Raw genomic sequence first — 25,931 nt, 5'->3', positions numbered from 1 at the left:
GTGTTGCGTTATAGGTAAACGTTTTTGAATTACTGTTGGGCTGAGAGCTGTTGGCCCATCAATTGGTGAATCATGTTGATGGCCTTTAACGGGCGCAGCATGACTTTAAAGTCGATGATTTTGTTGTCCTTATCCCAGCGAATCATATCCACGCCATTAATTTGAATGCCGTCGATCTCGGCGGTGAATTCCAGTACAGCATCTTGTTCGCTGATGACTTCTCGTGTGTATTTGAAGTTGGCGGCCCCCAGTACATGGTTCGCTGCGGTCAGATACGCATTGGTGAGGGCTTTACCGGCTTGAGGGGTATGAACAACGGGGGAGTGAAAAACCACCTCATCGGCAAGCAGATCTTTGATACTGCCTATATCGCTGGTTTCCATGATGTGGTGCCATGTTTGAATCACTGCAGGCTGCATAAACTTATCCTCAATCGGTAACTTCTTTGGCTATACAGGGTATTATTCACAGCTGGGATTCAAATGATTTACCTCTTAATTACATATGTTTACCTTTAGGTTGCTTATGTCTTCTGAAATTACCGTAACTCTTGCTGATTATTCCTGCCTACAGGATGCTCAGGCTCTGCGACAACTGATGCAGGAATACGCCAATGACCCTATGGGTGGGGGCAAACCGCTAGCGGACGAGGTGGTGGAGGAGCTACCGGACAAGTTGCAAGCATTTCCTGGGGCTTATAGTGTGATTGCCTGGGATGGGGATACCCCCATAGGTTTGATTAACAGCTTTACCGGCTTCTCTACTTTCAAGGCCAAGCCCTTGGTGAACATTCACGATGTGATTGTCGCTCCGACGTACCGGCGCCGAGGCTTGGCTCTGGAAATGCTGAGAGTGGTAGAGCAGGAGGCTATTGAAAGGGGCTGCTGTAAGTTAACCTTGGAAGTTTTAACGGGTAATCAGGGCGCGCAAGCAGTGTATCAGCAGTTTGGCTTCGCAGGTTATGAGCTGGATCCACAAGCCGGGCAGGCAGTTTTTTGGGAGAAAAAACTGAGCTCTCCTGAATGATGAAACGCGGATATAAAAAAGCCACAGGATGGCGGATGCATCCTGCGGCGCTAAGTAGGCATGTGAGAGCATATGCCTGGAGAGAAACTTAAGGAAAAAGCTTAAGTAAGAAACGATTTAGAAGGCGTACTTAATGTCTACACCATAGGTACGCGGTGTACCACGCATCACCTGATCACCACCGGCAACATCGGTTAGCTCAAACATATAGGCGGCATACTCTTTATCGCTGAGGTTTTTACCCCACAGGGCAACTTCGAGCTGTTCGTTGGCATCAAACCAGGAAAGCCGAGCATTCCAAAGCGCGTAACCGTCTTGGCCTACCTCTTCGTTGCGGTCATAGCTGGAAGGATCACCTGGGGTGATAATGCGGCCATTGGTATAGAAAACTTCACTTTGGTAGGAACCATCAATTTGGGCCATGAGTAAACCATTGTCGCCCAAGGTCCAGGTGTAGTTGGCCAACAGGTTGGCACTCCACTCCGGTGTGTTTTGCGGCGTTTCACCACTCAGGTCAGTACTGCTGGTTCCTGTCGCCAGTGGTACTGTCAGATCGAATTCATCGAATTCGGAATGGGTGTAACCCAGACCGGCCTGAATAAATAAAGCCTCGGTGGGCTGCCAGGTTAAATCGATATCAACACCGTACAGTTCCAACGCTTTGGCATTTTCAATCTTGTTCTGAGGTAAATTTGTATTCGGATCAGCAATACTGTTAAAAACCTGAGCATCTTCATAATCGTAATAGAAGAGTGCAGCATTCAAGCGCAGGCTGTTATCGAGCAGAGTTGATTTAAAACCTAGTTCATAAGCGGTCAGAATCTCTGGATCGTATTCTGCTGTTGCCGGGAAATTAGCCAGATCACTGACAACACCACCGTTAAAGCCACCGCCTTTAAAACCTCGGGTGATTGAGCCGTAATACATGACGTCATCAGTCGCATAATAATTTAATGCTACTTTGCCGGAGAACTCTTCATTGGTGAGTTTGTCTTTAAAGTCCAGCGATGATGGTAATGGAATCAAAGCAAAGTTGGGAATCTCGGTTTGCGTGTCAAAATCAACGTCTAACTGAGTAAATCGACCACCCAGCGTCAATGTCCAGTCATCGGCAATATCGTATTCTACTTGGCCAAAAATCGCTTGCGTGGTTAATACCTGATGCCCGCCACCGCTGCTGTCGCCAAACATTAATCCACCGCCTAATGGAAGGTCGTCAGCGAAAGTCGGTAAATCCCAGTTGGTGGTTTCTGTCAGATAATATAAACCTGCAACCCAGTGTATGTCGTCAACATCACCGTTTAAGCGAAGCTCCTGGGCAAAGGTGTGGGTGTTAACATTGTATTGGAATTCAACGACCTCGAAAGGCGACATGTCAGATTCTTCATCATGACGTTTGCTTAAATCGTCGTACGAGGTGATTGATGTTAGCGATAGGGCATCATTAATATCGTATTCAACCTTAACACTACCACCCAGGGTATCGACGTTGATCGTGTAGTCTTTGTTGCCGTGAGTACCTTCGTAGAAGTCCGCGTCGGTAGTCAGGCCATACAGATCGGAATCACTGTCATTACGTGAGCCGTGGATGTTGACGAGAATAGAGAGTTCGTCACTGGGTGTGATGTCAAACAAAAGACGGCCAGCAAAGTTCTGCTTTTCTACTTTGTCTCCGGTGCTAAGGTTTTTGATATAACCGTCTGATTCATAGTTAACCAATGCCAGTCGTGCATTGACAGTATCGGTTAAGCTGCCGGAAACCATACCTTCTGTTTTCAGGTAACCATAATTTCCTGCGGTAAGTTTTACCGAGGCTTCAAACTCATCGGTAGGTTTATTCGAGACGATATTCAGCGCACCACCGGTGGTGTTTCGACCAAATAAAGTTCCCTGTGGACCTTTAAGTACTTCAACGCGTTCAACATCGAATAAGGTGGTTAATTGACCATTGGAAGAACCAATGGCGCTATCGTCAACGTAAAAACCAACAGGTCCTGTATTGTTCAGTGCAAAATCGTTCAAGCCAATACCACGAATAAAAACAGACACAACACCACCTTCACCTGCTGGCGACATAATATTCAGGTTCGGCGTTTTTGCTGCGATTTCGTTACTGTTGACCACACCCATGGCTTCCATGGTTTCACCGTCAAACGCATTTATGGCAATGCCCACATCCTGCATGCTTTGCTCACGTTTTTGAGCGGTAACCACAATTTCTTCTAGAGTAAAGGCGCTATCTTGGGCTGCGGCCATGGGAATTATTGAACTGGAAATGGCAAGACTCAAAAGGCTGGGGGAAAGTGATTTCATCGGTTTCATGATTTGATTCGAACTCATGTCTGTCTCTCAGTGTATTAAATCTATGAGAGTTGTATTTATAGATCTCTCGTGAGCTGATTTTAAATTTCTTGCCCAGAACGGGCATGACACTTACAGACACAAAATTGATCTTTACAGACAGGATTGGAATTAGAAATTGTAGGTGACGTCGATTCCCCACATGCGGGGTTCGTTGCGAGTATAGGGGGCTACTGCAAACGCGGAGTTAGGTGTTCCAATAAAGCCACCAATAGCCCCCAGCAACGCGTTGGATACTGCGAGAGAATCATCATCCCGATAGGCTTTGTCGGTTAGATTTGTACCCCATGCTGCAATCTCCCAGCGTTCATCGGCGGTCATAAAACTCAATCGAGCATTCAATAAACCGTAGGAACCGGATTCAAGATCGTTTTCACTGAAGCTGAATCCTGGATCGCCTCCGGTGGCTGTTATGGTAGCGCTGGTTAGGGATTCGGTGGTGGAATTGGTTAAGCGTTGGCTAGTACGGTAGGTATAGGTTGCGTTAAAGCGAATTTGTCCAATATCTATTGGCAGGGTGTAGTCAAACGTTGCCGTGGTCGTCCATCGCGGGGCACGAAGTAAGTCCTGGCCTTCGGGAATGGCAACTACGCCATTATTGTCTTCCACATCTTTTGCGTATTCCGTTTCCAGATAGCCACTGATCAAACCCAGGGTTATTCGTTCGGTCATGGCAAAACTGATTTCAATATCGACACCGTGACTGGTGGCCTCTGGTGCGCTGAGGTCGAGGGCTGTGGCGGGTTGCGTCAGGTCAGCAATTTGTAGTTGGTAGTCTTCAAAGTGGGTATAGAATACGGACGCGTTGAGGTGCATACGATTGTCTAACAGTTTGGCTTTGAGCCCGGTTTCGAAACTGGTGGTGGTTTCCTTATCAAACGGATCGAAGGCGCCACCTGCAGCGGCAGTTGTAGGTCCTGTTGTTGTACCAAAGCCGCCGGATTTATAACCCATGGTGATACCGGCAAATACCATGGTTTCTTCGGTTAGTTGGTAATCCAGTACAATACGGCCGGAGACATCATCCCAATCGGCTTTATCCTGAGTGATACCGTTGGCGAAATCATCGGGTACTGTCGCAAATAGGAGGTTAAGTCTCTGCGGGACTCTGAAATACGTGACTTCTTTTTCATCGTAAGAGTAGCGTAAGCCAAAGCTGGCGTTTAAACGATCAGTGATATGCCAGATAACATCTCCAAAGATTCCGAAGCTCTCAGTATCAATTTTGGAGCCCTGACGGTCATCGCCGTAGGTACCTAGCAAAGGTGGGCCAGTCAATACGGCTATACCGGGTAAGGCAAAGGTTTCTATTTGTTCGGCTTCACTTTTAAAAAAGTTAATACCTACAAACCAATCCCAGTTATTGGTGACACCGTTGAGGCGAAACTCTTGTGAGTATTCGTCCGTTTCCATCTCGATTTGATCAACCAGCACGGAGAGATTATCAAAGGGGAAAACAGGGCCGGGGCTTAAATCAAGTACATCAGGTGTTAGAGCACCTGTGCCCACAAACATATCCAGTTCAAATGTGCGGTAGGATGATATGGCGGTTAAGGTGAGATCCTCGTTGATATCCCACAATACTTTGGCGGCATAGCCATTGGCTGTACGTTCAACTGCAGGATCGACGACGGAACCATCACTCAAACGTGTGGTACTAGGTGCTGATTTATCATCCAGATCCTGCGTGGGAATTCCGCTGGATGCTTGAGTTAGCAGGTATCCACCTTGAGTATCATCAAATTTACTGTAGTCGGTTGTGAATTCAACAGAGGTATCGTCATTGATTGACCATAACAGTTTTACTCTGCCGCTTTGGTGGTCCTGTTCGTAAAGGGGATCACCTCCATCGAGGTTTTTTTGCCAGCCATCGCGTTGACGAACGGCGGCATTGGCTCTTAGCGCCAGCTGCTCATTGATCGGAATATTCAACGTGCCTTGCAGCTTACGTAGATTTTTTTCGCCGATACCTGCGCGTATTGAACCGGCAAAATCCTCTTGCGGACTTTGCGTGGTGACGTTGACTGCACCGGCAGCAGCGTTGCGGCCGAATAGGGTGCCCTGTGGTCCTTTAAGGACTTCGATCTGTTGAATATCCATTAAGTCGCCGATCAGATCAAAGCCGCGTCCCAGGTAAACACCGTCAAGGTAAAGAGGGACGCTTTGATCAAAACCCAAACCCAGCACTGCAGTCCCTATGCCGCGAATGGCTATTTCAGCCCCGTCCTGGATAGAGTTACAGATAGAGAGGCCGGGGGTTAAATTGCCAATGTCGGATATAGAGGTAACGCTATTTTGTTCCAGGATATCCGCCCCCAGTGCTTGTATGGCAATGGGCACATCCTGCAGGCTTTGCTCGCGTTTTTGCGCAGTAACAACAATTTCTTCCAGCGATAGTTGATCTTCCGCTGCGTAAGCTGTCGGGAGTAGCGAAGCGGGTAACGTCGCTGCTAGCGCTAGATAGAGAGTACCCGGATATAAATGTCGCAATACAACAATACCTCCAAAATCATTGTTGATCCTATCAGTGTAGATGTTTTAGGTGCCTCAATTTGGTGCGAGATATTTTGATTTATCCTAATCAAAGATTCGGATAGTCCGTTTGGATCTAGTCCGGAGACATGAAATGGTTGGTTTGACAAAGTGCGCCACCTTCAAGGTTGTGGCGCCTTGTACATCTATTGCAGGTTATATAGAATGACTGTTCTAAAATTGTTGAAGGTTAGAGTAAGTCAATGCCACGCCCCAAGGCCTATAACGAAGAAACTGTGTTAACTGCCGCCATGAATTGCTTCTGGCGTAAAGGTTATACGGCTACCAGTATGAAAGATCTGGAGGCTGCTACTGGCCTGACGCCAGGCAGTATCTATAACAGCTTTGGCAGTAAGGATGGGCTGTTCCTGCGTGTGCTTGAGTACTACACCAATCGCTATACCAATCAGCGGGTAAAGCGTATGTTGGAAACGCCAGATCCAGTGGCAGGCATTAGCCATTATCTGACCGAATGCTTTGACACCGATGCCATTATGCTGGGATCTGGATGCCTGCTGATTAACACTGCGGCGGAATTGGGCCCGCACGACGCTGATATTTGCAAGAAGGTAAAGCAGTATTTAAAACCTGCTGACGAAGCGCTGCAGCAGGTTATTGAGCGTGGACAGACTGAAGGCAGCATTAACGAAAAAGCCGATCCAGCCTTACTGGCCGAACATTTGGGATTACTGATGACCGGTATGCTGGTGAGCAGTAAACTGAATCCAAAGCGGGATTGGAACCCCATGGTTCGAGAGTCTGTAGAACGGATATTACATTAACAACCGATTTGGAGGGCTGTGATAATGGCCCTCCAAAAAATTTTGCCATATTTTAGAGCGATTACTAAAAAATTGCCGTTAGTCCATCGTTAGCAAAGGGATGAGAAAATCATGACTGCAGAACAGAAAACGCATTATCGTGCCTGTCACTTATGTGAAGCCATTTGTGGCTTGGAAATTGTCACCCAGGGGGAAGAGGTTATTTCCATCAAAGGGGATAAAAATGATCCATTGAGTCGCGGTCATGTATGCCCGAAAGCGGTGGCGTTACAGGATTTACATGCTGACCCGGATCGTTTGCGCAAACCCATGAAGCGACTGCGTGACCAGGGCGACGGCAGTGAATGGGTAGAAATCAGTTGGCAAGAAGCCCTGGATACCACGGCGCAAAAACTGGTCGAGATTCGCCAGCAGCACGGTGACAATTCTCTCGGTGTATATTTGGGCAATCCGGCTGTACACAACTACGGTATGCTGACTCACCCCCCGGTATTGTTTAAGCAGTTAAAAACCCAGAACCGTTTTTCTGCCACATCGGTTGATCAGCTACCGCACCACCTGGTTGGGTTGTGGTTTTATGGCCATAAAGATCTAATCACCATTCCTGATATCGATAACACCGATTACTTCCTGATTTTAGGCGGCAACCCACTGGCTTCGAATGGCAGCCTGATGACCGTGCCGGATGTACGCAAACGCCTGAAGGCGATTCAGGCCCGCGGTGGTAAGGTCGTCACTATTGATCCCCGTCGTAGTGAAACCGCTGATATTTCAACCGAGCATCACTTTATAAAACCGGGTACCGATGCGGTTCTGTTACTGGCTCTGCTCAATGTAATGTTTGAAAAGGGCTTGACCAAACATCAGGGTTACGGTGCCTGGATTGAAGGTGTGGAAGCGGTTAAAGAGGTGGTGAAACCTTTTAGCGCAGAAATTGCCGCCAAGGTAACCGGCATGAGTGCTGACGCTATTGTGGATATTGCGACGTCTTTAGCGCAAACCGAAAAAGCCGTCTGTTACGGTCGCATGGGGGTTTCAGTACAGGCCTTTGGTGCTCTGTGTCACTGGGCGATTCAAAACATCAATATTGTTGCCGGTAATCTGGATAAGCCCGGTGGTGTGATGTTCCCATTGCCAGCGGTTGATACCGTACCCAATTCCAACCCCGGTGGCTTTGCCCGTTTCCACAGTCGCGTACGCGGCTTACCGGAATTTAATGGCGAACTGCCAAGTTCTACCCTGGCTGAAGAAATTCTTACAGAAGGCGAAGGGCAAATTAAAGTCCTGTTTACTGGTGCGGGCAACCCGGTGCTTTCAACCCCTAATGGCGCACAGCTGGATCGGGCGCTGGAATCACTGGAGTTTATGGTCAGTGTTGACCCTTACTTAAATGAAACTACTCGCCACGCCGATATTATTTTGCCACCGACTTCACCACTGGAACATGATCATTACGATCTGGCTTTCCACGGTCTGGCTGTGCGCAATACCACCCGTTACAACCCGCCGGTATTTGATAAGCCAGAAGGCGCCTTGCACGACTATGAGATCTTTACTGCCTTGGGTGAGCGTGTTGCTGCCTTGTTAGGCAACGAGCCCAAACCGCGTTCTGAACCTAAAGATGTTATCGCCTTGGGTTTGGCCTACGGCCCTTACGGTGAGCAGCAGGGACACGAGCTGGGTTTAACGTTGGAGAAAGTGTCGGCCAATCCATCCGGTATTGACCTGGGTGAGTTAAAACCTTGTCTGCCTGAACGTTTAAAAACAGCAGATCAAAAAATTCACTGTGACCAGTCGTTGGCCATGGCCGATATCGACCGCCTGTGGTCTGAAGTCGTCGAACCAAACCAGCAGGATAAGGCGGATAACGAACTGTTACTGATTGGTCGTCGTCATGTGCGTTCATGTAATTCTTGGATGCATAACTACAAGCGTTTGGTAAAAGGTAAGGATCGCTGCACTCTAATGGTCAATCCCGCCGATGCCAGTAAGTTGTCTTTGCAGGATGGTGGTAGTGCTACGGTAACCTCACGTATCAACAGTGTCGATGTGACCGTCGAAGTTACCGATGAGCTGATGCCGGGCGTGGTAAGTTTGCCTCATGGTTGGGGGCACAATCGCAAAGGTATTCGTATGGCCATTGCTGTGGAGCATGCGGGCGTCAGTGTTAACGACCTGACTGATGAGATGTTTGTCGACAAGCTCTCCGGTAATGCCGCGGTTAACGGTGTTCCTGTGGCCATTACTGCGGCTAGCTAAATCGATTGTCTGTTTTACCTCTTGCGCTCATAGTGGGTCTGTCGATAATAGGCCCACAATCCTGCTTTAGACAGGAATACATACTCGGAAAGAGAGGGTTCTATGAGTTTGGTAAATTATGAGCGCAAGGGCGCTGCCGCAGTTATCACGCTGCAAAATGGTAAAGTGAATGTCATATCTTCAGCGTTGCTTGAAGAGCTAAATGCCGCACTGGATCGTGCAGCCGAAGAGAAGGCGATCGTTGTGTTGGCTGGTCAGTCAGGTATCTTCTCTGGCGGTTTTGACCTTAAAGAGATGATGGTCAGTGTGGAAGCCAGAGCGAACTTGGTTACCGGTGGATCTAAGCTGGCTCGCCGCCTGTTAGCCCACCCATACCCTGTCATTGCAGCCTGTACCGGTCACTCTGTGGCTATGGGCTGCTTTATTCTGCTGGGTTGTGACTACCGTATTGGTGTCGAAGGTCCATTTAAAATCGGCTTAAATGAAATCCAGATCGGTATGACCATGCACCATGTAGGCATTGAGCTGCCTCGCGAGCGTTTACTGCCTACCTATTTCCACCGTTGTGTGAATCTGGCTGAAATGCTGTCTCCGCAAGACGCTACCACCGCAGGCTTCCTGGATGAAGTGGTTGCCCCTGAGCAACTGGAAGAGCGTGCCTTGGCGCTTGCTGAGCAGTACGCCCAGTTAAACCTGGAAGCTCACGCGCTCACTAAGGTCAAAATGCGTAAGGAGTTGTTGGCAACCCTGGATGAAGTCATTGAGATTGATCGTCAGGCGATTATGGAAATGACTTTCTAAAGATACCGGCAGACATTGTCATCCCTGCTTGCGTAGGGATGACAGACTAGTTTTACCTTATTTCACCTACTCCTCCAGCCAGCAACCCCTTGCGATATTTCTCCCTGAATTCTTAAACAGCCGAAAACACGCTGTGTCTCCACCTGGAACACCATATCAGACCAGTTTAGCCCGCAGATGGCGCGAGCAGTGGGCTTGTTGCCTTAGACGCTAGTGCTCAAAGTCCATCATTACTGGCGAATGATCCGTTTTCTTGCTGATAGGGCCGTTGGTCACAATTCGTTTATTGATATAAATCAGATAAACTAAATTACATTATTTATCATTTTATGCATATTGGTGTAATGTTTCTTTCAGACTTGCTGTGAATAACGCTTATGAATGGAGAAACCCTATGCTGCAACAAAAAGGCAACCGAGATAACGATTATTCTTTTGACGATTATTTGTTTGTACGTGACCAATTTAATTACTACAGGGATGATGATTTTTTCCAGGCTCTCGTGAAGAAACACGCTGGTGCTGATTATCAGAAGATTCATGAGGAGTTAAACGAGTTATCAAATAAGGCCTCGTATTATTACCGTGACCTGGCCGCAGAGGGGGGCACAATAGAAAATCGGGTGAAACTGACCAAGTTAAAACACTACGATGCTTATAATCACAGAATAGACCGTTTAGAACGATCTGCTGCAACCGAAGCACTGGAAAAAGAAGTGTTGGGCTTGGGGTTATTTGACCATCGTAAAAATACCCCATGGAGCCGGTTTGTTAAGTGTTTTTTACTTTATCAAAATAGTGAAGCGGGGGTGATGTGTGGTTTTGGTGGCACACATGGTTTAATCGCGTTGATGGAGAAATATGAAACATCCGGAACCCTATCTCCCGAGGCAACAGATGCTCTGGCTCATTGCCGTGAGGGCCGTATGCATAATGGTGAGTATGAATACGCTAGCGCCGGACAGTACATGTCTGAAATTCAGGGGGGCAGTGACGTAGGCGCTAACCTGGTGGAGGCAGAATTTGTTGAGAAAGAAGGTAAAGATGGCAAAGCTGGAGTATGGCGTATATATGGCAAAAAATTCTTTTGCTCAGCAACTCAAAGCCAGTATACCTTTGTAACGGCTAAACCTAAAAATACTGACTCCGAGACGCAAGTGGCCACATTTTTGGTGCCTGCCTGGCTGCCAGAAAACCGCGATAAAGAAATACGTAACGGTTACACCATAGACAGATTAAAAAGTAAGTTAGGTTTATCTGAACTCCCTACTGCCGAAATTACTTTTAATGGCGCCGTGGCTTACCCTGTGGGTCCACTCAAAGACGGTATGGCTAATATTGTAGGTGTAGTGTTGGCACTGTCCCGTTTACATGTGGCCTTTGGAACGGCGGCAGGTATGTTACGTATGTACAGGGAAGCGTCTTTGTATGCTCAGTTCCGAAAAGCGTTTACCCTGCCGATTGCCGAGTTTCCAATGATGGCAAATCAATTAGAGGATTTAAAGTTAACGGCCAAGCGTACCAGTGCCGGTTGTTTTAAGTTGTATGATGAGGCCCGAGATTTAAATGAGAAATTAGCTGCGGGTCTAAAAGAATTGGAAGCGATTGAGGATATGGAGCACCGCCGTCGTTTATTCCGTCTGCGTGAAATGATTTTGCTGCAAAAAATAGTGGTGTGTCATGACGGCCCAGCCTTTACCCGTCAGGCGATTTCTACGTTTGGTGGGCATGGCATTATGGAGGACTTCTCAGCGTTTCCACGTATGATGCGCGACGGCTTAATTCAGGAGTTATGGGAAGGCCCACGTAATGTGCTGCTAACGCAAATCCATCGTGATTTTGGCCGTGTTAAAGCTTGGTATCCGGCGGACCAGTTTGTCAAAGACATATTAATCGGAGCCTCAGATAGTATTATTGAACCCTTAGCGACTCGCTTTCAAGCCGTGATTGATCATCCGCATCTAATGATGAACGATCAACAAACTCGAGAAATATGCCGTGAATGGGAACTGCTGTCTGCTGACTTGGTACATGCTTACCAGGATCAAGCATTGGCCGAGTTAAATTATCAAGGTAAAGCTGATACCTTTGCCGAGTTAAAAGAGAAGTTCTCACAACGCCAGCAGGAGCAACACAGGGAGAGGCAAAGTTACAATGCGGTAAGTCAAGCTGAAAGAATGGTCTGAGCTACATAGAAGTAGCTTTAGCTGACCGGGTTTCTTACCGGGTCAGCTCACTCTGCGAGTCGGTAAAATTACTTTCCTGCCAGTAACCGTTTGCGGTAATCCCCTGGCGCAACCCCGGTCCAGCTTTTAAAGGCTCTGATAAACGCAGTTGCTTCGGTATAGCCGCTGCGCCTTCCCACCTCGGCAATACTGATGTCTTCCTGGCTCAGCCAATAGATGGCTCTATCTCGCCGGACATTATCTTTTAAACGCTGGAAGCTGCTGCCTTCACTGGTGAGTTTACGTCGCAGGGTACGAGTTGTGGTGTGCAATTGTTCGGCGATATCGTCAAGTGTGATCAGATGATCGACGGGACCTTCCTCCAGCATACGGCTGACTCGGTCGGTAAGTGTTTCGACAAACTCCTGTTTTCTAAACCAGGGCAGGGGCACGATCTTAAGATATTTCAGTAATTGTTCGGTGTTACGGCGGATCGGCAAGTCGAGAACCTCCGCCGGCCACACCAGCGTATTGTCTGGTTGGGAAAACCGACAGGGGCCAGGGTACAACAAACGGTACTCTTCCTTGTGGGAAGGCGGTTGAAACCGAAAGCGGATCTCCTGCAGCGGGATAACCTGTTTTACCAGCCAGCTGGGGAAACGGTGCCATATCAGCAGTAACAACTCAGTAAGAATGTTCTGATAATCCAGCTCGGGCCGCTGCAAGCGTATATGTAGCAAGACCTGCTTATCCTGCTGCTCGACCACCAGATTAAAGTCATTATCGATTAAGCGGTAAAAGCGAATCGCTTCTTTCAATGCCTGTCCCAGGGTTTCGCAGTGAACCATTCGCTCAGTTAATAACGTAAATACACCTACACGCCTGGGGGTTTGGGTCAGCCCCAGGTACTCATCGTCATTAACCTGCCAAATAGCCTGAAACAGTGCAGCCAATTGCTGTGGGGCGATACGGGCACCGGGTTCCTGTAGTAGGGAGGAGGGCAGCTGGGCCTGGGCCATCAGCACTTCAATATCCATGCCTTGGCGTCCAGCATTTTGCAGGTGGACACGGGCAAAATAGCTGGCAATGGTGTGCTTAACCTCCTGGGTCAGCGGAGTCTCTGCTGGTGGTGAGGAGGGTAGAGGGTGTCCGGATTTGGTAGTCATATGGCTATTATGACGCACTTTTGGGGCTTAAAACTAGCTGTTACGGATAGTTTGTGTCCGAAAATGGTAGCTTTGTGTCAGCTTTTATCATTGTTGACCGAGGCGGAATGATTCACACTAGAACGCTAATTATCTATTCAGTTGATACGAGGTTATCCCATGTCTGAAGTCGCCAACGAAGAATTGGAACTGTTCCGCGATATGATTCTGCGCTGCCTGGAGCAGGAAGTGGCTCCATACTATGAGCAGTGGGAGAAGGATCACCAGGTTCCTCGCGAGCTGTGGAACAAGCTGGGCGAAGCCGGCATGCTGTGTGTAGACATGCCAGAGAAATACGGTGCAGCCGAGGCCAGTTTTGAAGTGAACCAGCTGATCAACTGGGAAATCTGCCGCATGGGCTTTGGTGGTCTGGGCAGTAACTACAACATCCACGCCAATATCTGTGCACCTTACATCTACAACATTGGTACCGAAGCTCAGCGCGAGCAATGGCTGCCACGTATGGTTACCGGTGAAGTTGTTTCCTGTATCGCCATGACCGAACCGGGTGCCGGTTCTGACCTGGCCGGTATGCGTACCACCGCTGTTAGAGACGGTGACGAGTATGTGATCAATGGCTCCAAAGTATTTATCACCAACGGTATTCACGCCGACTTGGCCATCGTATGTGCCAAGACTGATGTAAATGCCGGCTCCAAAGGTATTTCTCTGTTCCTGGTAGACACCAGCCTGCCTGGTTTCTCCAAAGGTAAGTCGATCGAGAAAATCGGTCAGCACGCCAGTGACACGGCTGAGTTGTTCTTCGATAACCTGCGTGTGCCTGCTGATGCCCTGTTGGGTGAAGAAAACAAAGGCTTTATCTACCTGATGGAAGAGCTGCCACGTGAGCGTCTGGGTTGTGCTACTCAGGCTGTTGCTCAGGCACAAGGTGCTCTGGATCTGGCCACTGAATATGTACAAGAGCGTAAAGCGTTTGGTCAGGCTATCAGCCAGTTCCAAAACACTCGCTTCAAGCTGGCAGAAGTTAAAACCGATATCGCTCTGAGTAAAGCGCTGCTGGACCAGAACATGGCCAAATTCGCGAAAAGCGAAATGACCGTAGACGACGCTGCTATCCTGAAGCTGGCTACCACCGAAATGCAGCTGAAAGCCGTTAACGAATGTCTGCAGTTGTTCGGTGGTTACGGTTACACCGTTGAATACCCAATTTCCCGTTTCTACGTGGATGCACGTATTCAGACTATTTACGCCGGTACTTCTGAAATTATGAAAGAAGTTATCTCGCGCGGTATTGTTGGGCGCTAAGCCGCTCCAGTCAGTCAGTTTTTCCTTCTTCGCCCGCTTGCCGTTTCGGCAAGCGGGCTTTTTTGTGCTTTTGGTTATGGTGGCACCGCATCTTCCATATCGCTAAAATAGGCCTTTGAATTTTTCCCTCCGAGGTTTTCCATTTGCGTGCTCTGCAAACCTATTTGGCTGGTGTTAGCTTTAGTTCCCTGGCGATGGGAATACAGGTGGTATTGTTACCCTGGCTAGCGGTTGGCGTATTAGCGCTGGATGCGGAGCAGGTGGGTTGGGTGCAGGCCTCGGTATTACTGCCAAGTTTATTGTTATTGCTGGTGGGTGGCGCCTACGCCGATGGCGCCGATGGCGGGCGCCGTTTGCCTCAGATGTTAATAACCTTGGGGCTGGTTCACGGTCTGATGCTGTGGGTGGTGTTTAGCGAGTGGCTTTCCCTTTATGCGTTGCTGGTTTATGGGGTGATGTTGGGAATCTGCCAGGCATTTTTACAGCCCCTGCGTGACAGTATGTTGCCGCGGGTGGTGAAGCCTGGGGACGCTGATGATCTTCAGCGCAGTGTAATCAAAATCAGTCTGTGTTATTTCGCCTTTCAGGGGCTGGGTATTTATGTGGCGGGCCAGCAGCAGACCCTTGAGATCAGTGTTTTGTTATTGATCCAGGTGCTGGGCGTCTTCTTGGCTGCTTTTTGTTATAGCCGCTTGCCTAAAATCTCTCCGCCTGCGGAATCTGTTCAGGACCAGGAATTGGGTGAGCGTTTGGGCAGTGGTGTACGCTCTCTCATGGCCATTCCCCTGTTGCGCCAGATGATTGGTCTGGTGGCCTTTAATGGCTTTATGCATATGGGGGTGTTTATCGTTGTGATACCGCTGCTGGTACGTGATGTCTATGGCTTGGGAGCAGATTACTTTGCCGGGTTGCAGCTGGCTTTTGTGGTTGGCAATGTGGCGGCAAATTTGGGCTTGTTGCGTCGGGGTGCCGTGCAGTATCCCGGCCGTAGTGTGTTGTTCTGTGTTTTCTATACCGGGGTGTTGTTGCTGGCAATTGGGGCTAAACCGACGGTAACAGGCTTGTTATTATTGGTCTTTTGCTGGGGCTGTGTCACGGGAGTGGCATCCAGTCTGGGTAAATCTATTGTTCAGCAATTGGCACCTGCCGCCCAGCGTGGGCGCGTGATGTCGATCTACCAGTTGGCATTATTTGGTATGGCGCCATTAGGTGCTTTAGCCTGTGGTTATGCCGTCGACTATTGGGGCGGGCTGCAGGTGCTGTTTGCCAGCGGTATTATCTCGGCGGTTTTGTTTGTGGCGACCTTTATGTTGCCGGGCTTGTGGCAACTGCAACAAGCCTCTCTACAAGATAACAACTAAACCATCACCTTTCTAAACGCCAGCAAGCTGGCCGTGACGGCCACATTTAACGATTCAACCTGGTTGCGCATTGGAATAGATACCTGGTGGTCACAACAGTCTGCAACGGACTGTGATACGCCTTCAGTTTCATTGCCCAGCACAAACACCGACGATCCCTGTTGAGGAATGCTACTGATGGTGGTGTCGGCGTGGGATGACAGGCCGTAAATGCGGAAGTTGTGTTGTTGAAAATCCTGAAGGGCGTCTGTCAGTGTATCGCAACGCAGAATAGGGGCTCTAAACAGAGTGCCGGCACTGGCTTTAATCACCAAAGGATCCAGCTTGGCGCAGCCTTTTCGGGGCAGCAGCAATCCATCAATGGCACCGGCACAGACGGAACGAATAATCATACCCAGGTTTTGCGGATTGGTAATACGGTCGAGGGCAATAATATCCAGCTCACGGCCCTGGTTATTTTGCAGAAACGTTTTGTAATCCTGATAACCTTTGCAAACCAGATCAACGGCAACGCCTTGGTCCTGTTTGGCGTTTTTGGAAATTCGTGAAAGTTCCTGGCGTGAGTGATAGACGATTTCAGCATCGCGTTTTTTCGCCAGTTTAACAATGTCGTCGATCACTTTGGCCTGGCGGTTGGAGTCGGCCAAATGCAGGCGGTACGCCTGATTGTTTTTATCCTGCAGAGCTTCGAAAACCGGGTTGCGGCCATAGACGGTGAGTAGCTGATCGAAAAACTGTTTTTTCTTTTGGTAGTTTTCACTATCGGTGTTGTTGGTATCTTTTGACATGGATAAATCGGCTTTTAATAGGGGTCAGTTTTTACCATCATCAAGCAGGGCTTGAATACGTTGTAAATCTTCAGGGGTTGCCTGCTGCTGTTGTTCGGCAATATGTAGTGTCTGTTGGCCCAGTTGATTATACAGCTTGGCAATCTCGGGGTTGAGCTTTTCCAGTGCTTGCAGCTGCTGTTCAACGGTGGTGTGATCACCGCGGGAAATAGGGCCGGTCAGTGCTGCTTGTGGGGACGTGTTAAATACATTGTCAGCAGTTTGGTGTACCAGAGGAGCAAGTAACTGACTGGCTCTTTCACGTTCAACGCCGGCTGCGGCAAAGCTGGCAAAACTGGCATCCAGCAGAGCTACCAGATAATTACAGGCCATCACGGATCCTGCATGGTATAGGCTTTTATGTTTGGCACTGACTTCAAACAATTCGGCGCCCAAGGCTTCAAATGCGGGGAGAAGTTGTGTCAGTGCTTGTCTATCGCCTTCGTAGGCGCAGTGGCTACCGGCAAAGGAGGACAGTGACTTTTCTGGATTGGCAAAGCTGTGTACTGGATGGATGCTGGCGGTATAAGCGCCCTGATCCTGTAAAGGCTTGAGGATAGTGGAACTGGTGGCGCCGCTACAGTGAAAAACAACATCCCCGGGTTTAACCAGTTGCTGCTGGGAAAGTGTGTGAGCCGCTTCTGCCAATTGGCTATCGGCAACGGCAATCAGCCACAGGCAGGGTTGCGGTGGGGCAGATAACTCTGACCATCGCCATAGCGCGTGGCCGCCAGCAATAAAGTCTTGTGCTTCATTGGCCGTTGTTTCATTGCGCGTCAGAATTTGATTGATCGAAAAATAACCTTTGTCATGCCACAACCGCGAAAGAGTTCGCCCCAGCTTGCCGCCGCCAATAAGTTGCAGTGTGGGGAGTGGAGGAGTCGTGGATGTCATGGTAAGTTGGCTCTGGAGAAGTGGCGATATTATAAGGAAATGCCACGAAAAAGGGCGACCTTTGGTCGCCCTTGGAAATTCTAGTCTGCCATAATATTAATGGCGTAGATAACAATCTTCGTCATTTTCCACCAGGGCTTGCAGTACCTGGGCGCGTTTGATTACGCCGACAAGTTTGCCATCATCGACAACCGGATAGACTCTGGGTTTTTCCACCAGAAGTTTTTGTGCCAGCTCAACAATAGAGGTGTCAGGGGTGACGGTGGAGACTTCATTACTCATCACCGCGGAGACGGCGGCGGGTTCCTCGCAATAGAAGGCGTCGTTAAGCATTTCCTTAATACAGTCCTGCTCGGAGACAAAACCCACCAATGCTTCGCTTGCATCGATCACAGGAGTGCCTGAAACACCTGCTTTAAGTAAGATCTCAATAACATCCCGCACGTTAGTGTCCACTTTTACCGCGTGTGGGGTGTGGTCCATATAGTCTTTAACCAGGATGGAACGCATGCCGTTTCTCCTATTTTAGCCTTGCATGGCCTTGCTATGCATAGGGAGTGCCCCACGATAACAACGGGGCGTGATCCCTACGGTAAGGTTAGCCTACTCCTGGTTATTTTGTATGGCAACTAGCTTTTGTTTAGTTGGCTTATTGTTGCAGGCTATTTGTGGCAGCTTACCCGCTTATTTGTGGCAGATGACGCGGTAGCGCTCAACCGCAGTTCTCATGCCCATGGCCAGGGAATCTACGGTAAGAGCGTGGCCAATGGAGACTTCCAGCAGCTGCGGGATACCGCGGTATTTATCCAGGTTGTCGAGGTTGAGATCATGACCGGCATTGACACCTAAGCCCAATTCATTGGCTGCTTCTGCGGCTTTGTAGTGGGCCTGGTAGATAGATTCCAGTTGCTCCGATTGGAGTTTGTAGGCTTCGGCGTATGGGCCTGTGTAGAGCTCAATACGATCAGCACCAACGGCTTTTGCCAGTTTGATTTGCTCCACGTCGGGGTCCATAAACAGGCTGACGCGAATGCCCTGATCCTGCAAGCGTTTAATAATAGGGCGCAGTTCGTCGCCGCTGCGGGTCAGATCAAAACCGTGATCGGAGGTTAACTGATCATTGCTATCCGGCACCAGTGTGCACTGGTCTGGTTTGGTCGCTTCCACCAGTTCGATAAAGCCGGGGTAGTCACCCAGGGATTCGGCAAACGGATTGCCTTCCACATTAAACTCAATGCCGTCCAGCGGACGTACCAGTTCCGCTAAATCGTAAACGTCGTGGGGGCGAATATGGCGTTGGTCCGGGCGCGGGTGTACGGTAATGCCATCGGCTCCAGCGTCCAAGCATACCTTGGCATGTTCAACAACGCAGGGAAAGTTACCTTCACGGGAGTTACGCAACAGGGCGACTTTATTCAGGTTTACACTTAGGGCTGTTTTGCTCATAAAAATACTTCTAAAAATCGTTTCACTAAAAAATCACAGGTGTTTTTAGTTTGTGGTTTCTATGGTCACCGACAAAATGCGTACAGGCGTATTGGGCGCCTGCGGGTAGTCGCGCATCATACCCTGAGGTTCCTTAACAATCTTTTTCACCACGTTCATACCTTTAGTCACCTTGGCAAACACGGTATAGCCCGGCTGGTCTTTTTTCGCGTCCAGGTGGGTGTTGCGATTCAGGTTGATAAAGAATTGTGAGGTGGCACTGTCGGGATCCGGCAGGCGAGCCATGGCTACTGTGCCCTTGCGGTTGCGCAGGCCGTTGTTAGATTCATTAACGACAGGGTCGCGGGTTTCTTTTTTGATGTAATCGAAGGTAAGGCCACCAGCCTGGGCAACAAAACCGGGAATTACCCGATGAAAAATCGTACCGTTGTAAAAACCGCTTTCCGCATACTCTAAAAAGTTGGCCACAGTAGCTGGGGCTTTTTCCGGGTACAACTCAAAGACGATTTCACCTAAATCCGTTTTCAATACTGCTTTGGGGTTGGCTGCCAGGGCAGAAACAGATAGTGCAGTAGCAATGACAGCAGCAGTAAGGCGTACAATCAGATTGGAAAATTTCATCTTCTATCCTTGTTCGGTAACAACAAATAAATCGTGATTAAGCCCACTCGGAGTAGCGCTTGCGGCGACGCAGGTTGGGAACAATCAGGGTAATCAATACGCCCAGGCCAACAGCCAGGGCGCCGTAAATAAAGAAGGTATTGCGGGAATCGGCTTTCAGGCGACTGTTTTCGGCTTTTAGGACATCCAGTTCTGTCTGGATCAATTGATGCTGGTGCATCAGCTCCTGATGGCGCTCATGCAGATCAATAGCACTGGATGATACCTGTTTGATGGTGCTCAGCTCTTTATCCAGCTTGCTGCTTTTATTACTAACCTTATTCAGCTCTTTATTCAGTTGACGATTTTCGCTTTTCAGATCTTTAACCTGAGTTTGTAATTGCTTACGTTGCTTATCCAGGCTGGCAATTTTACTGTTGGCGTTATTTAAGTGGATGCTTGCAGTAGGCTCGTTGATGACATACTGACTGCGTACCCAGCCCTGTTCGCCTGTCTCGGTCTCTACAAATACCCAGCCACCTTCAACATCTTCTTCGATGAGTGTTAGCGGGGTACCGGTTTTTAAGCCGCGATTTACGATACGAAATTGATTGCCTTTACCGCTGCGCAGCGGCACGTACAGAACATCGGATACCCAGCGATCTGCGGCATAGGCAGCTGGTGTGGTCAGGCCGCTCAATGCTAATCCAGCTGATAGGAAGGCAGATAATAGGAGTTTGTTAGTCACGGATGTTCTCTCGGTTAGGGATAAATGAAGAATATAAGAGTTTACTGTAACTGAGAGAATTTACCTGTCAACTCAGTCACGAATAGGGCTGGCGGGAGGCCTGGCCCTATTTGGCAGTCGCGGTCTTAATTTTTCTGTTAAGGCAGGACTTTTTTGAAAGGTTTAACCGTGGATTTGGCATAGACGCCGGCTTCAATATACGGATCGGCATCGGCCCAAGCCTGGGCATCTTCGAGAGAATCGAACTCGGCAACCACCATGCTGCCGGTAAATCCGGCTTCACCGGGATCAGCGCTGTCGATGGCAGGGTTCGGGCCAGCCATAAACAGGCGACCTTGATCTTTTAATTCTTGCAGGCGGGCAATATGGGCCGGGCGCGCTTGCTGGCGCAGTGACAGGCTATTGGGCACATCTTCGCTAACGATGGCGTAATACAACATGGATTATTCCTTTCTGGATAGCAGGTTTACTGATGGATAAGAATATCTTCGAGCGTCAGGTGGGTGAGCTTTTGAATCTGTTTAAACAGATAAAACAGTGCGCCCATCATCACTATGGTGGCGGGCACGGCAATCACTGGAAAGCTCAGGGCGGTCATTTTGCCCAGCTCGGCATTAAAGGCTTCGGTGCCCGGTGGGCTCACCAGCAGTACCTTGGCCAGTACATAATTCAATATGGAAGAAATCAGGAAGGACAGGGCAATCAAATAAGAGGCGTTAATCAGGGCCTTATCAAAGGCTGCCTCAGTGCCGTGGTGTTTTAGGGCTTCGGCCACCTTATCAACCTGCAGAATCTTGTCGTTGTATAAAAAGGTTTTCACCAGCGGGTAGCGGGTTTTCAGGGAAATCAGTGTGGCCAAGCCAAAGCAGCCGGGAATGGCGGCTTCTTTAATGGCGATATATTTGGGATCCAGCTCCAGTATGCTCATGCCACCGGTCAGGAAAATACTGATAACCCCCAGCGCTGAGAAGAAGTTCATTTTGCCGGTACGGGTAAAATCACGCACGCCATAGGCAATTGGGAAGGCCAGGGCGACTACTATCGCCAGCTTGGTGCCCAGGTAATCTTCACCACTGAGTTTGGTGAGGATTAATGTGGGAATAATAATGTTGAAGAGCAGGTTAACCAGCAGGCTTTCATTGTTTGTGCTTTTCGCTGGCTGAGTATCTGGAGTCTCAGATGAGGTGTTTTGCTCAATCGGTGCTTGTGTCATAACGTCACTCAGGGATAATACGGGCTATATAGTTAAGGGCCCGAATGCTTATTGTCACTGGGCAATCAGTTTTAGGTGCTGCTCGTTTAGATTCTTAGGAACCGCATTTGTACGACCTTCACACCCACAGTTCATGCTCTGATGGTATTTTAAGCCCTCAGGATCTGGTGTCGAGAGCCAAGGCGCAAGGTGTTAGCGTATTGGCCCTAACTGACCATGATACCCTCGCAGGCGTGAAGCCTGCCCGATCTGAAGCCAAGGCGCAAGGGATTGAGCTGATTTCCGGTATTGAGTTCTCTACCCTGTGGAATGGTATAGGTATTCATATTGTGGGCCTGAATGTTGATACAGAGCATCCGCAGATGCAGGCAGCAGTGGCCAGACAGGTCAAGAGCCGAAATGACCGGGCCGAGCTGATCGGTCAAAAGTTAGCCAAGGCAGGCGTTGAAGGGGCCCTGGAAGGGGCACAAAAGATCGCTGCCGGAGCGGTCGTTGGGCGGCCGCATTTTGCTAAATATCTGGTGGAAGCCGGTGTGGTTCCCACCATCAATGCTGCCTTTAAGAAGTATCTGGGGGCAGGTAAACCAGGTGATGTGAAACAGTTGTGGCCTGATGTGGATGAGGCGGTGAGCTGGATTTGTGAGGCTGGCGGTGTTGCTGTTTTGGCCCATCCTGCCAAGTACAAAATGACCCGTTCCAAGCTATGTCGCCTGGTGGAAGACTTTAAAGCCGCCGGAGGGCAGGCGATTGAAGTCATCAGTGGTAAACAACAGCCTAACACTACCAAAGATTTAACCCGCATAGCGCTGCAATTTGAGCTATTCGCCTCAATCGGCAGTGATTTTCATGTGCCAGACCAGCCCTGGCAGGAACTGGGAGCTATTGAGCCCTTGCCGGACGTCTGTCAGCCAGTCTGGACCTTGTGGGAATAGATTATTACGTCATTCCTGCGGTATTTAGAGCCTGCCCCTGCGTAGGCAGTGGCAGGAATCCAGTGTCTTTTGGCTTGTGCTGTGCTCAAGACAAAAAGCCTCAGGAGCGGCGAAAAGGCCAAAGGCCGTAAGAACAAATAAAAAAGGAGTCGCCAGTGGCGCAGTTTTTCCAAGTACACCCCGAAAACCCACAAACCCGCTTAATCCGTCAGGCAGTGGAAATCGTGCAAAAGGGCGGCCTGATTGCCTATCCCACCGATTCTGCCTACGCATTGGGCTGTCATATCGGCGATAAAATGGCGCTGGACCGTATCCGCGGTATCCGCCAGTTGGATAAAAATCACAACTTCACCCTGATGTGCCGCGATCTGTCGGAGTTGTCCACCTATGCCAAGGTAGATAACACGGTGTTCCGATTGTTGAAAAACCATACCCCAGGCGCTTATACCTTTATTCTGGAGGCCACCTCCGAGGTGCCCAAGCGTCTGATGCACCCCAAGCGTAAAACCATCGGTTTGCGAGTACCCGATAACCCCATTGCCCTGGCGCTAATGGAAGAGCTGGGTGAACCCCTGATGAGCAGTACCCTGATCCTGCCGGGGGATGAATACCCGTTAACCGATCCATACGATATCCGTGAAAGCCTGGAGCATCAGCTGGAGCTGGTGATTGACGGTGGTTTTTGCGGTATGGAGCCTACCACTGTGATCGATCTGAGCGGTGATAACCCGGAAATCGTCCGCCAGGGCGTCGCCGACGCCTCTAGCCTTCTCTAGCTTCCTCTAACCCTATCTTCTGCCCCCCATTTCTCGGTATAATTGACCGCTTACCCCGACGAATGTTGGTCGGGGTGGCATTGGGGGCAGTGCCCGGTAGGGACTGCAGGATTGTAGGTCTACAGACATATCTACTAACGCGAAAAATAAGGGTGTTTTGTGACCACAGAGGTTGAAGCGATCAGCGCATCAGACGAGATAGAAAACCCGGAAACCGTGTCTGAAACCACCTCTACAGACGCGCTGGAAGCAGGAGACGCTTCAGCAACAGTAGAGGCAGAAGGCGAGCACACCACGGAATCCTCGGCGACAGAGTCAGAACAGCAGCCAGAAGGCGAAACTGAGGCCGGTGCTGAAGAGGGCGCGAAAAAGCCCGAACAGGCTGAGATGCCCTTTGCCATTGTGCAGGGCCAAGCCGTTACCGAGCTGCCCAAAGATCTGTACATTCCACCCGATGCATTGGAAGTTATCCTCGAGGCCTTCGAAGGCCCGCTGGATCTTTTGTTGTACCTGATCCGTCGCCAGAACCTGGATATTCTCGACATCAACGTGGCCGAGATTACCAAGCAATATATCCAGTACGTGGAAATGATGAATTCCATGCAGTTTGAGCTGGCCGCAGAGTACCTGCTGATGGCTGCCATGCTGGCGGAGATTAAGTCCCGCATGCTGTTGCCGCGCTCCCACGAAGAAGAGGAAGAGGAAGAAGATCCTCGTGCGCAGCTGATTCGCCGCTTGCAGGAATACGAACGTTTCAAAATCGCAGCAGAAGACATTAACGAATTGCCGCGTATGAATCGTGATATTCGTCAGGCCGTCGCAGAGCCGCCCGATCGCAACCTGACGCGCCCCGAGCCGGAAGTCGATTTGAAAGAAGTGCTACTGGCCCTGTCGGAAGTGCTGCGTCGTGCTGACATGTTTGAAAGTCACCACGTTGAAAAAGAAAAGCTCTCCACTCGCGAGCGTATGACCGAAGTGCTGGACAAGTTAAGCGGCGGGCAGTTTATGCCGTTTGTAAATCTGTTTACCGTGGAAGAGGGCCGTTTAGGCGTGGTTGTAACCTTCCTGGCAGTGATGGAATTAATCAAAGAATCCTTAGTAGAGATAGTGCAAAGTGAGGCCTTTGGCCCTATCCATGTAAAAGCCCGTTCCCAGGGAGCAGTAGAGTAATGAGTCAGGAACAAACACCAGAAGAACAAGAAATGACGCCTGAATCTATGGACACCGTTGAAGAAAACACTCAGGTAGAAGAAACCCTGGAAACTGTTGAATCTGAAGATGCAGAACGGGAAGAGTCTGAGTTGGCGGAATCTGAGTTGGAGAATACCTCAGAAGAGCAGAGCGATGAGGCTGAAGCCATTGAGTCCGCTGCAGATGATGAAACTGAAGCAGAGGCCGACGAGGATGCTGAGGAAGAAGCCCAGGACGCCTACGCCTCCGAAGAGCACGAAGCGGTAGAAATTTCCAAGCCCGAGCCCCTCGAACCAGAAAAGCTTCAGCGCGTTATCGAAGGTGCATTGTTGGCTTCTGGCCAACCGTTAAATGCCACCAAAGTTTTAGCGTTGTTTGAAAAAAGCGAAGCTCCCAGCAAAGAAGAAATTCAAGAAGCCTTCGAGGCCATTGCCGCTAACTGCGAAGGCCGTGGCTTTGAGCTAAAAGAAGTTGCCACCGGCTGGCGCTTCCAGGTGCGTGAAGAAACCGCTACCTGGGTTAACCGTCTGTTTGATGAAAAGCCACAGAAATACTCCCGTGCACTGTTGGAAACCCTGGCGTTGATTGCCTATCGTCAACCTATTACCCGTGGTGATATCGAAGAGATTCGTGGTGTCGCGGTAAGCTCGCACATTATCAAAACCCTGAGCGAGCGCGATTGGATTAAAGTGGTTGGTCACCGTGATGTACCGGGTCGTCCATCGTTGTATGCGACTACGCGCCAATTCCTTGATTACTTCAACCTGAAGAGCCTGGAAGAGCTGCCATCCCTGGGTGAAATCAGCGATCTGGAAAATCTTAATCCAGAACTGGAGCTGGAAGAAATGCCGCCAGTTCCAGAAACGCCTGACTTGCCGGTAGATGTGGATGAGCAGGAAGAGGGCGCAGAGAATCAGGATGCCGAAGCCTCTGAAGCAGTGGCTGAAGAAGGCGAAGTGGTAAGTGATACTGCCGAACCAGAAGATGCTGATAGCGAAGTAGTGGTGGCAGACGAAATTATCGAGCGTGATGTTGATGGCGCTGAAGCTACCGAGGAAGAAGTACAAGCTGATGCGGAAGCGCTTGCCGAAGTTGAAGAAACCGACGCCTTTGATGCTGAAGATTCGATCGAGGTTGAAGATGCCGTTAACGCTGAAGGCTCTTTTAGCGCTGAAGGCTCTTTTAACGCTGAGGGCTCTATTAGCGCTGAAGGCTCTATTGAAACAGAAGACGCTGAAGAGTCTTTCGAGGCCGCTGACGATTCCATTGCTGATACAGAATCTGATCTGGAATCTTTGGATGCTGAAATACCAGAGCCGGAAGCCGAAGACGACATCACCGAACCAGAATCCTTCGAAACAGAAGAAGATTCTGCCGAGGCCGAACTTGCAGAAGCTGACACTGAAGCCCAACCTGAAGAGGTAGCTGCTGCAGAAGAGCCAACCCCAGAGCCGATTGAAGACTCTGGTATCACCTACAAAGCAAGTGAGGGTTCAAACGTATCCTCCCTGTTTGACTCATCACCCGAAGAAGAAGTGTAAGATCCC

At 49.5% G+C, this 25,931-nt stretch carries 23 protein-coding genes; 11 read left to right on the top strand and 12 right to left on the bottom strand.

Annotation, left to right across the window (positions count from 1 at the left end; all coding sequences use genetic code 11):
- Positions 1-29: 29 nt before the first annotated feature.
- Positions 30-419, bottom strand: coding sequence for a nuclear transport factor 2 family protein (locus ACGHZ6_RS15500; RefSeq protein WP_390614895.1), 390 nt, complete (start codon positions 417-419; stop codon positions 30-32).
- Between the two features lie 106 nt (positions 420-525).
- Here ACGHZ6_RS15500 and ACGHZ6_RS15495 point away from each other — a divergent pair, with 106 nt between their 5' ends.
- Positions 526-1,026 (top strand): GNAT family N-acetyltransferase, encoded by a 501-nt coding sequence (locus tag ACGHZ6_RS15495; protein WP_390614894.1) that lies wholly within the window; start codon positions 526-528, stop codon positions 1,024-1,026.
- A 117-nt stretch (positions 1,027-1,143) separates the two neighbouring features.
- On the opposite strand, the gene ACGHZ6_RS15490 is transcribed toward ACGHZ6_RS15495, so the two are convergent.
- A complete protein-coding gene (locus ACGHZ6_RS15490) occupies positions 1,144-3,366 on the bottom strand; it encodes a TonB-dependent receptor (RefSeq protein ID WP_390614893.1) in 2,223 nt (740 codons plus the stop codon).
- Positions 3,367-3,498: 132 nt separating this feature from the next.
- Entirely contained in the window at positions 3,499-5,877 is a 2,379-nt protein-coding gene (locus ACGHZ6_RS15485; protein WP_390614892.1) for a TonB-dependent receptor, read from the bottom strand.
- A 245-nt stretch (positions 5,878-6,122) separates the two neighbouring features.
- Between ACGHZ6_RS15485 and ACGHZ6_RS15480 the strand changes: the two genes are divergently transcribed.
- The 4 genes from ACGHZ6_RS15480 to ACGHZ6_RS15465 all read left to right on the top strand — a co-directional run bounded on the left by ACGHZ6_RS15480 (position 6,123) and on the right by ACGHZ6_RS15465 (position 11,946).
- Positions 6,123-6,701, top strand: coding sequence for a TetR/AcrR family transcriptional regulator (locus ACGHZ6_RS15480; RefSeq protein ID WP_390614891.1), 579 nt, complete (start codon positions 6,123-6,125; stop codon positions 6,699-6,701).
- Between the two features lie 111 nt (positions 6,702-6,812).
- Entirely contained in the window at positions 6,813-8,960 is a 2,148-nt protein-coding gene (locus ACGHZ6_RS15475) for a molybdopterin oxidoreductase family protein (RefSeq protein ID WP_390614890.1), read from the top strand.
- A gap of 102 nt (positions 8,961-9,062) precedes the next feature.
- A complete protein-coding gene (locus ACGHZ6_RS15470) occupies positions 9,063-9,761 on the top strand; it encodes a crotonase/enoyl-CoA hydratase family protein (protein ID WP_390614889.1) in 699 nt (232 codons plus the stop codon).
- A 394-nt stretch (positions 9,762-10,155) separates the two neighbouring features.
- Positions 10,156-11,946, top strand: a complete 1,791-nt coding sequence (locus tag ACGHZ6_RS15465; RefSeq protein ID WP_390614888.1) for an acyl-CoA dehydrogenase family protein — start codon at positions 10,156-10,158, stop codon at positions 11,944-11,946.
- 68 nt (positions 11,947-12,014) lie between these two features.
- On the opposite strand, the gene ACGHZ6_RS15460 is transcribed toward ACGHZ6_RS15465, so the two are convergent.
- Positions 12,015-13,091 carry an AraC family transcriptional regulator gene (locus tag ACGHZ6_RS15460; protein ID WP_390614887.1) on the bottom strand — a complete coding sequence of 359 codons (1,077 nt, stop codon included), beginning with the start codon at positions 13,089-13,091 and terminating at the stop codon, positions 12,015-12,017.
- Between the two features lie 159 nt (positions 13,092-13,250).
- Between ACGHZ6_RS15460 and ACGHZ6_RS15455 the strand changes: the two genes are divergently transcribed.
- A complete protein-coding gene (locus ACGHZ6_RS15455; protein ID WP_390614886.1) occupies positions 13,251-14,396 on the top strand; it encodes an acyl-CoA dehydrogenase family protein in 1,146 nt (381 codons plus the stop codon).
- A 143-nt stretch (positions 14,397-14,539) separates the two neighbouring features.
- The gene (locus ACGHZ6_RS15450; RefSeq protein ID WP_390614885.1) at positions 14,540-15,757 is read left to right on the top strand and encodes an MFS transporter; all 1,218 of its coding nucleotides are present in this window, start codon (positions 14,540-14,542) and stop codon (positions 15,755-15,757) included.
- On the opposite strand, the gene ACGHZ6_RS15445 is transcribed toward ACGHZ6_RS15450, so the two are convergent.
- From ACGHZ6_RS15445 to ACGHZ6_RS15410, 8 genes are all read right to left on the bottom strand, one after another.
- A complete protein-coding gene (locus tag ACGHZ6_RS15445; RefSeq protein WP_390614884.1) occupies positions 15,754-16,545 on the bottom strand; it encodes a TrmH family RNA methyltransferase in 792 nt (263 codons plus the stop codon). The two genes, ACGHZ6_RS15450 and ACGHZ6_RS15445, sit on opposite strands and share 4 nt — an antisense overlap.
- 24 nt (positions 16,546-16,569) lie before the next feature.
- Positions 16,570-17,478 (bottom strand): Rossmann-like and DUF2520 domain-containing protein, encoded by a 909-nt coding sequence (locus tag ACGHZ6_RS15440; protein ID WP_390614883.1) that lies wholly within the window; start codon positions 17,476-17,478, stop codon positions 16,570-16,572.
- A gap of 96 nt (positions 17,479-17,574) precedes the next feature.
- Positions 17,575-17,988, bottom strand: coding sequence for a CBS domain-containing protein (locus ACGHZ6_RS15435; protein WP_390614882.1), 414 nt, complete (start codon positions 17,986-17,988; stop codon positions 17,575-17,577).
- Positions 17,989-18,162: 174 nt separating this feature from the next.
- Positions 18,163-18,924, bottom strand: coding sequence for a pyridoxine 5'-phosphate synthase (locus ACGHZ6_RS15430; RefSeq protein WP_390614881.1), 762 nt, complete (start codon positions 18,922-18,924; stop codon positions 18,163-18,165).
- Positions 18,925-18,969: 45 nt separating this feature from the next.
- A complete protein-coding gene (locus ACGHZ6_RS15425) occupies positions 18,970-19,545 on the bottom strand; it encodes a peptidylprolyl isomerase (protein WP_390614880.1) in 576 nt (191 codons plus the stop codon).
- A 37-nt stretch (positions 19,546-19,582) separates the two neighbouring features.
- A complete protein-coding gene (locus ACGHZ6_RS15420) occupies positions 19,583-20,272 on the bottom strand; it encodes a TIGR04211 family SH3 domain-containing protein (RefSeq protein ID WP_390614879.1) in 690 nt (229 codons plus the stop codon).
- Between the two features lie 137 nt (positions 20,273-20,409).
- Entirely contained in the window at positions 20,410-20,709 is a 300-nt protein-coding gene (locus ACGHZ6_RS15415) for a YciI family protein (RefSeq protein ID WP_390619174.1), read from the bottom strand.
- Between the two features lie 29 nt (positions 20,710-20,738).
- A complete protein-coding gene (locus ACGHZ6_RS15410; protein ID WP_390614878.1) occupies positions 20,739-21,485 on the bottom strand; it encodes a VC0807 family protein in 747 nt (248 codons plus the stop codon).
- Between the two features lie 107 nt (positions 21,486-21,592).
- Here ACGHZ6_RS15410 and ACGHZ6_RS15405 point away from each other — a divergent pair, with 107 nt between their 5' ends.
- The 4 genes from ACGHZ6_RS15405 to scpB all read left to right on the top strand — a co-directional run bounded on the left by ACGHZ6_RS15405 (position 21,593) and on the right by scpB (position 25,925).
- The gene (locus tag ACGHZ6_RS15405; protein ID WP_390614877.1) at positions 21,593-22,417 is read left to right on the top strand and encodes a PHP domain-containing protein; all 825 of its coding nucleotides are present in this window, start codon (positions 21,593-21,595) and stop codon (positions 22,415-22,417) included.
- A 155-nt stretch (positions 22,418-22,572) separates the two neighbouring features.
- Positions 22,573-23,193 carry an L-threonylcarbamoyladenylate synthase gene (locus ACGHZ6_RS15400; protein ID WP_390614876.1) on the top strand — a complete coding sequence of 207 codons (621 nt, stop codon included), beginning with the start codon at positions 22,573-22,575 and terminating at the stop codon, positions 23,191-23,193.
- 159 nt (positions 23,194-23,352) lie between these two features.
- On the top strand, positions 23,353-24,363 hold the full coding sequence (locus ACGHZ6_RS15395; protein WP_390614874.1) for a segregation and condensation protein A: 1,011 nt from the start codon (positions 23,353-23,355) through the stop codon (positions 24,361-24,363).
- Positions 24,363-25,925 carry an SMC-Scp complex subunit ScpB gene (gene scpB / locus ACGHZ6_RS15390; RefSeq protein ID WP_390614873.1) on the top strand — a complete coding sequence of 521 codons (1,563 nt, stop codon included), beginning with the start codon at positions 24,363-24,365 and terminating at the stop codon, positions 25,923-25,925. The genes ACGHZ6_RS15395 and scpB overlap by 1 nt, the downstream gene beginning before the upstream one ends.
- The last annotated feature ends 6 nt before the right edge of the window (positions 25,926-25,931 follow it).

Source organism: Maricurvus nonylphenolicus (assembly GCF_042854845.1).
Taxonomy (GTDB): domain Bacteria; phylum Pseudomonadota; class Gammaproteobacteria; order Pseudomonadales; family Cellvibrionaceae; genus Maricurvus; species Maricurvus nonylphenolicus.
This window is presented reverse-complemented; position numbering and strand designations above follow the sequence as displayed.

Bases quoted from the DNA above. Each gene is read 5' to 3' on its own strand.
- ACGHZ6_RS15440 (WP_390614883.1), bottom strand. From the start codon at position 17,478: ATGACATCCACGACTCCTCCACTCCCCACACTGCAACTTATTGGCGGC.
- ACGHZ6_RS15455 (WP_390614886.1), top strand. From the start codon at position 13,251: ATGTCTGAAGTCGCCAACGAAGAATTGGAACTGTTCCGCGATATGATT.
- ACGHZ6_RS15410 (WP_390614878.1), bottom strand. From the start codon at position 21,485: ATGACACAAGCACCGATTGAGCAAAACACCTCATCTGAGACTCCAGAT.
- ACGHZ6_RS15465 (WP_390614888.1), top strand. From the start codon at position 10,156: ATGCTGCAACAAAAAGGCAACCGAGATAACGATTATTCTTTTGACGAT.
- ACGHZ6_RS15445 (WP_390614884.1), bottom strand. From the start codon at position 16,545: ATGTCAAAAGATACCAACAACACCGATAGTGAAAACTACCAAAAGAAA.
- ACGHZ6_RS15425 (WP_390614880.1), bottom strand. From the start codon at position 19,545: ATGAAATTTTCCAATCTGATTGTACGCCTTACTGCTGCTGTCATTGCT.
- ACGHZ6_RS15480 (WP_390614891.1), top strand. From the start codon at position 6,123: ATGCCACGCCCCAAGGCCTATAACGAAGAAACTGTGTTAACTGCCGCC.
- ACGHZ6_RS15495 (WP_390614894.1), top strand. From the start codon at position 526: ATGTCTTCTGAAATTACCGTAACTCTTGCTGATTATTCCTGCCTACAG.
- ACGHZ6_RS15490 (WP_390614893.1), bottom strand. From the start codon at position 3,366: ATGAGTTCGAATCAAATCATGAAACCGATGAAATCACTTTCCCCCAGC.
- ACGHZ6_RS15430 (WP_390614881.1), bottom strand. From the start codon at position 18,924: ATGAGCAAAACAGCCCTAAGTGTAAACCTGAATAAAGTCGCCCTGTTG.
- ACGHZ6_RS15435 (WP_390614882.1), bottom strand. From the start codon at position 17,988: ATGCGTTCCATCCTGGTTAAAGACTATATGGACCACACCCCACACGCG.
- ACGHZ6_RS15460 (WP_390614887.1), bottom strand. From the start codon at position 13,091: ATGACTACCAAATCCGGACACCCTCTACCCTCCTCACCACCAGCAGAG.
- scpB (WP_390614873.1), top strand. From the start codon at position 24,363: ATGAGTCAGGAACAAACACCAGAAGAACAAGAAATGACGCCTGAATCT.
- ACGHZ6_RS15470 (WP_390614889.1), top strand. From the start codon at position 9,063: ATGAGTTTGGTAAATTATGAGCGCAAGGGCGCTGCCGCAGTTATCACG.
- ACGHZ6_RS15500 (WP_390614895.1), bottom strand. From the start codon at position 419: ATGCAGCCTGCAGTGATTCAAACATGGCACCACATCATGGAAACCAGC.
- ACGHZ6_RS15475 (WP_390614890.1), top strand. From the start codon at position 6,813: ATGACTGCAGAACAGAAAACGCATTATCGTGCCTGTCACTTATGTGAA.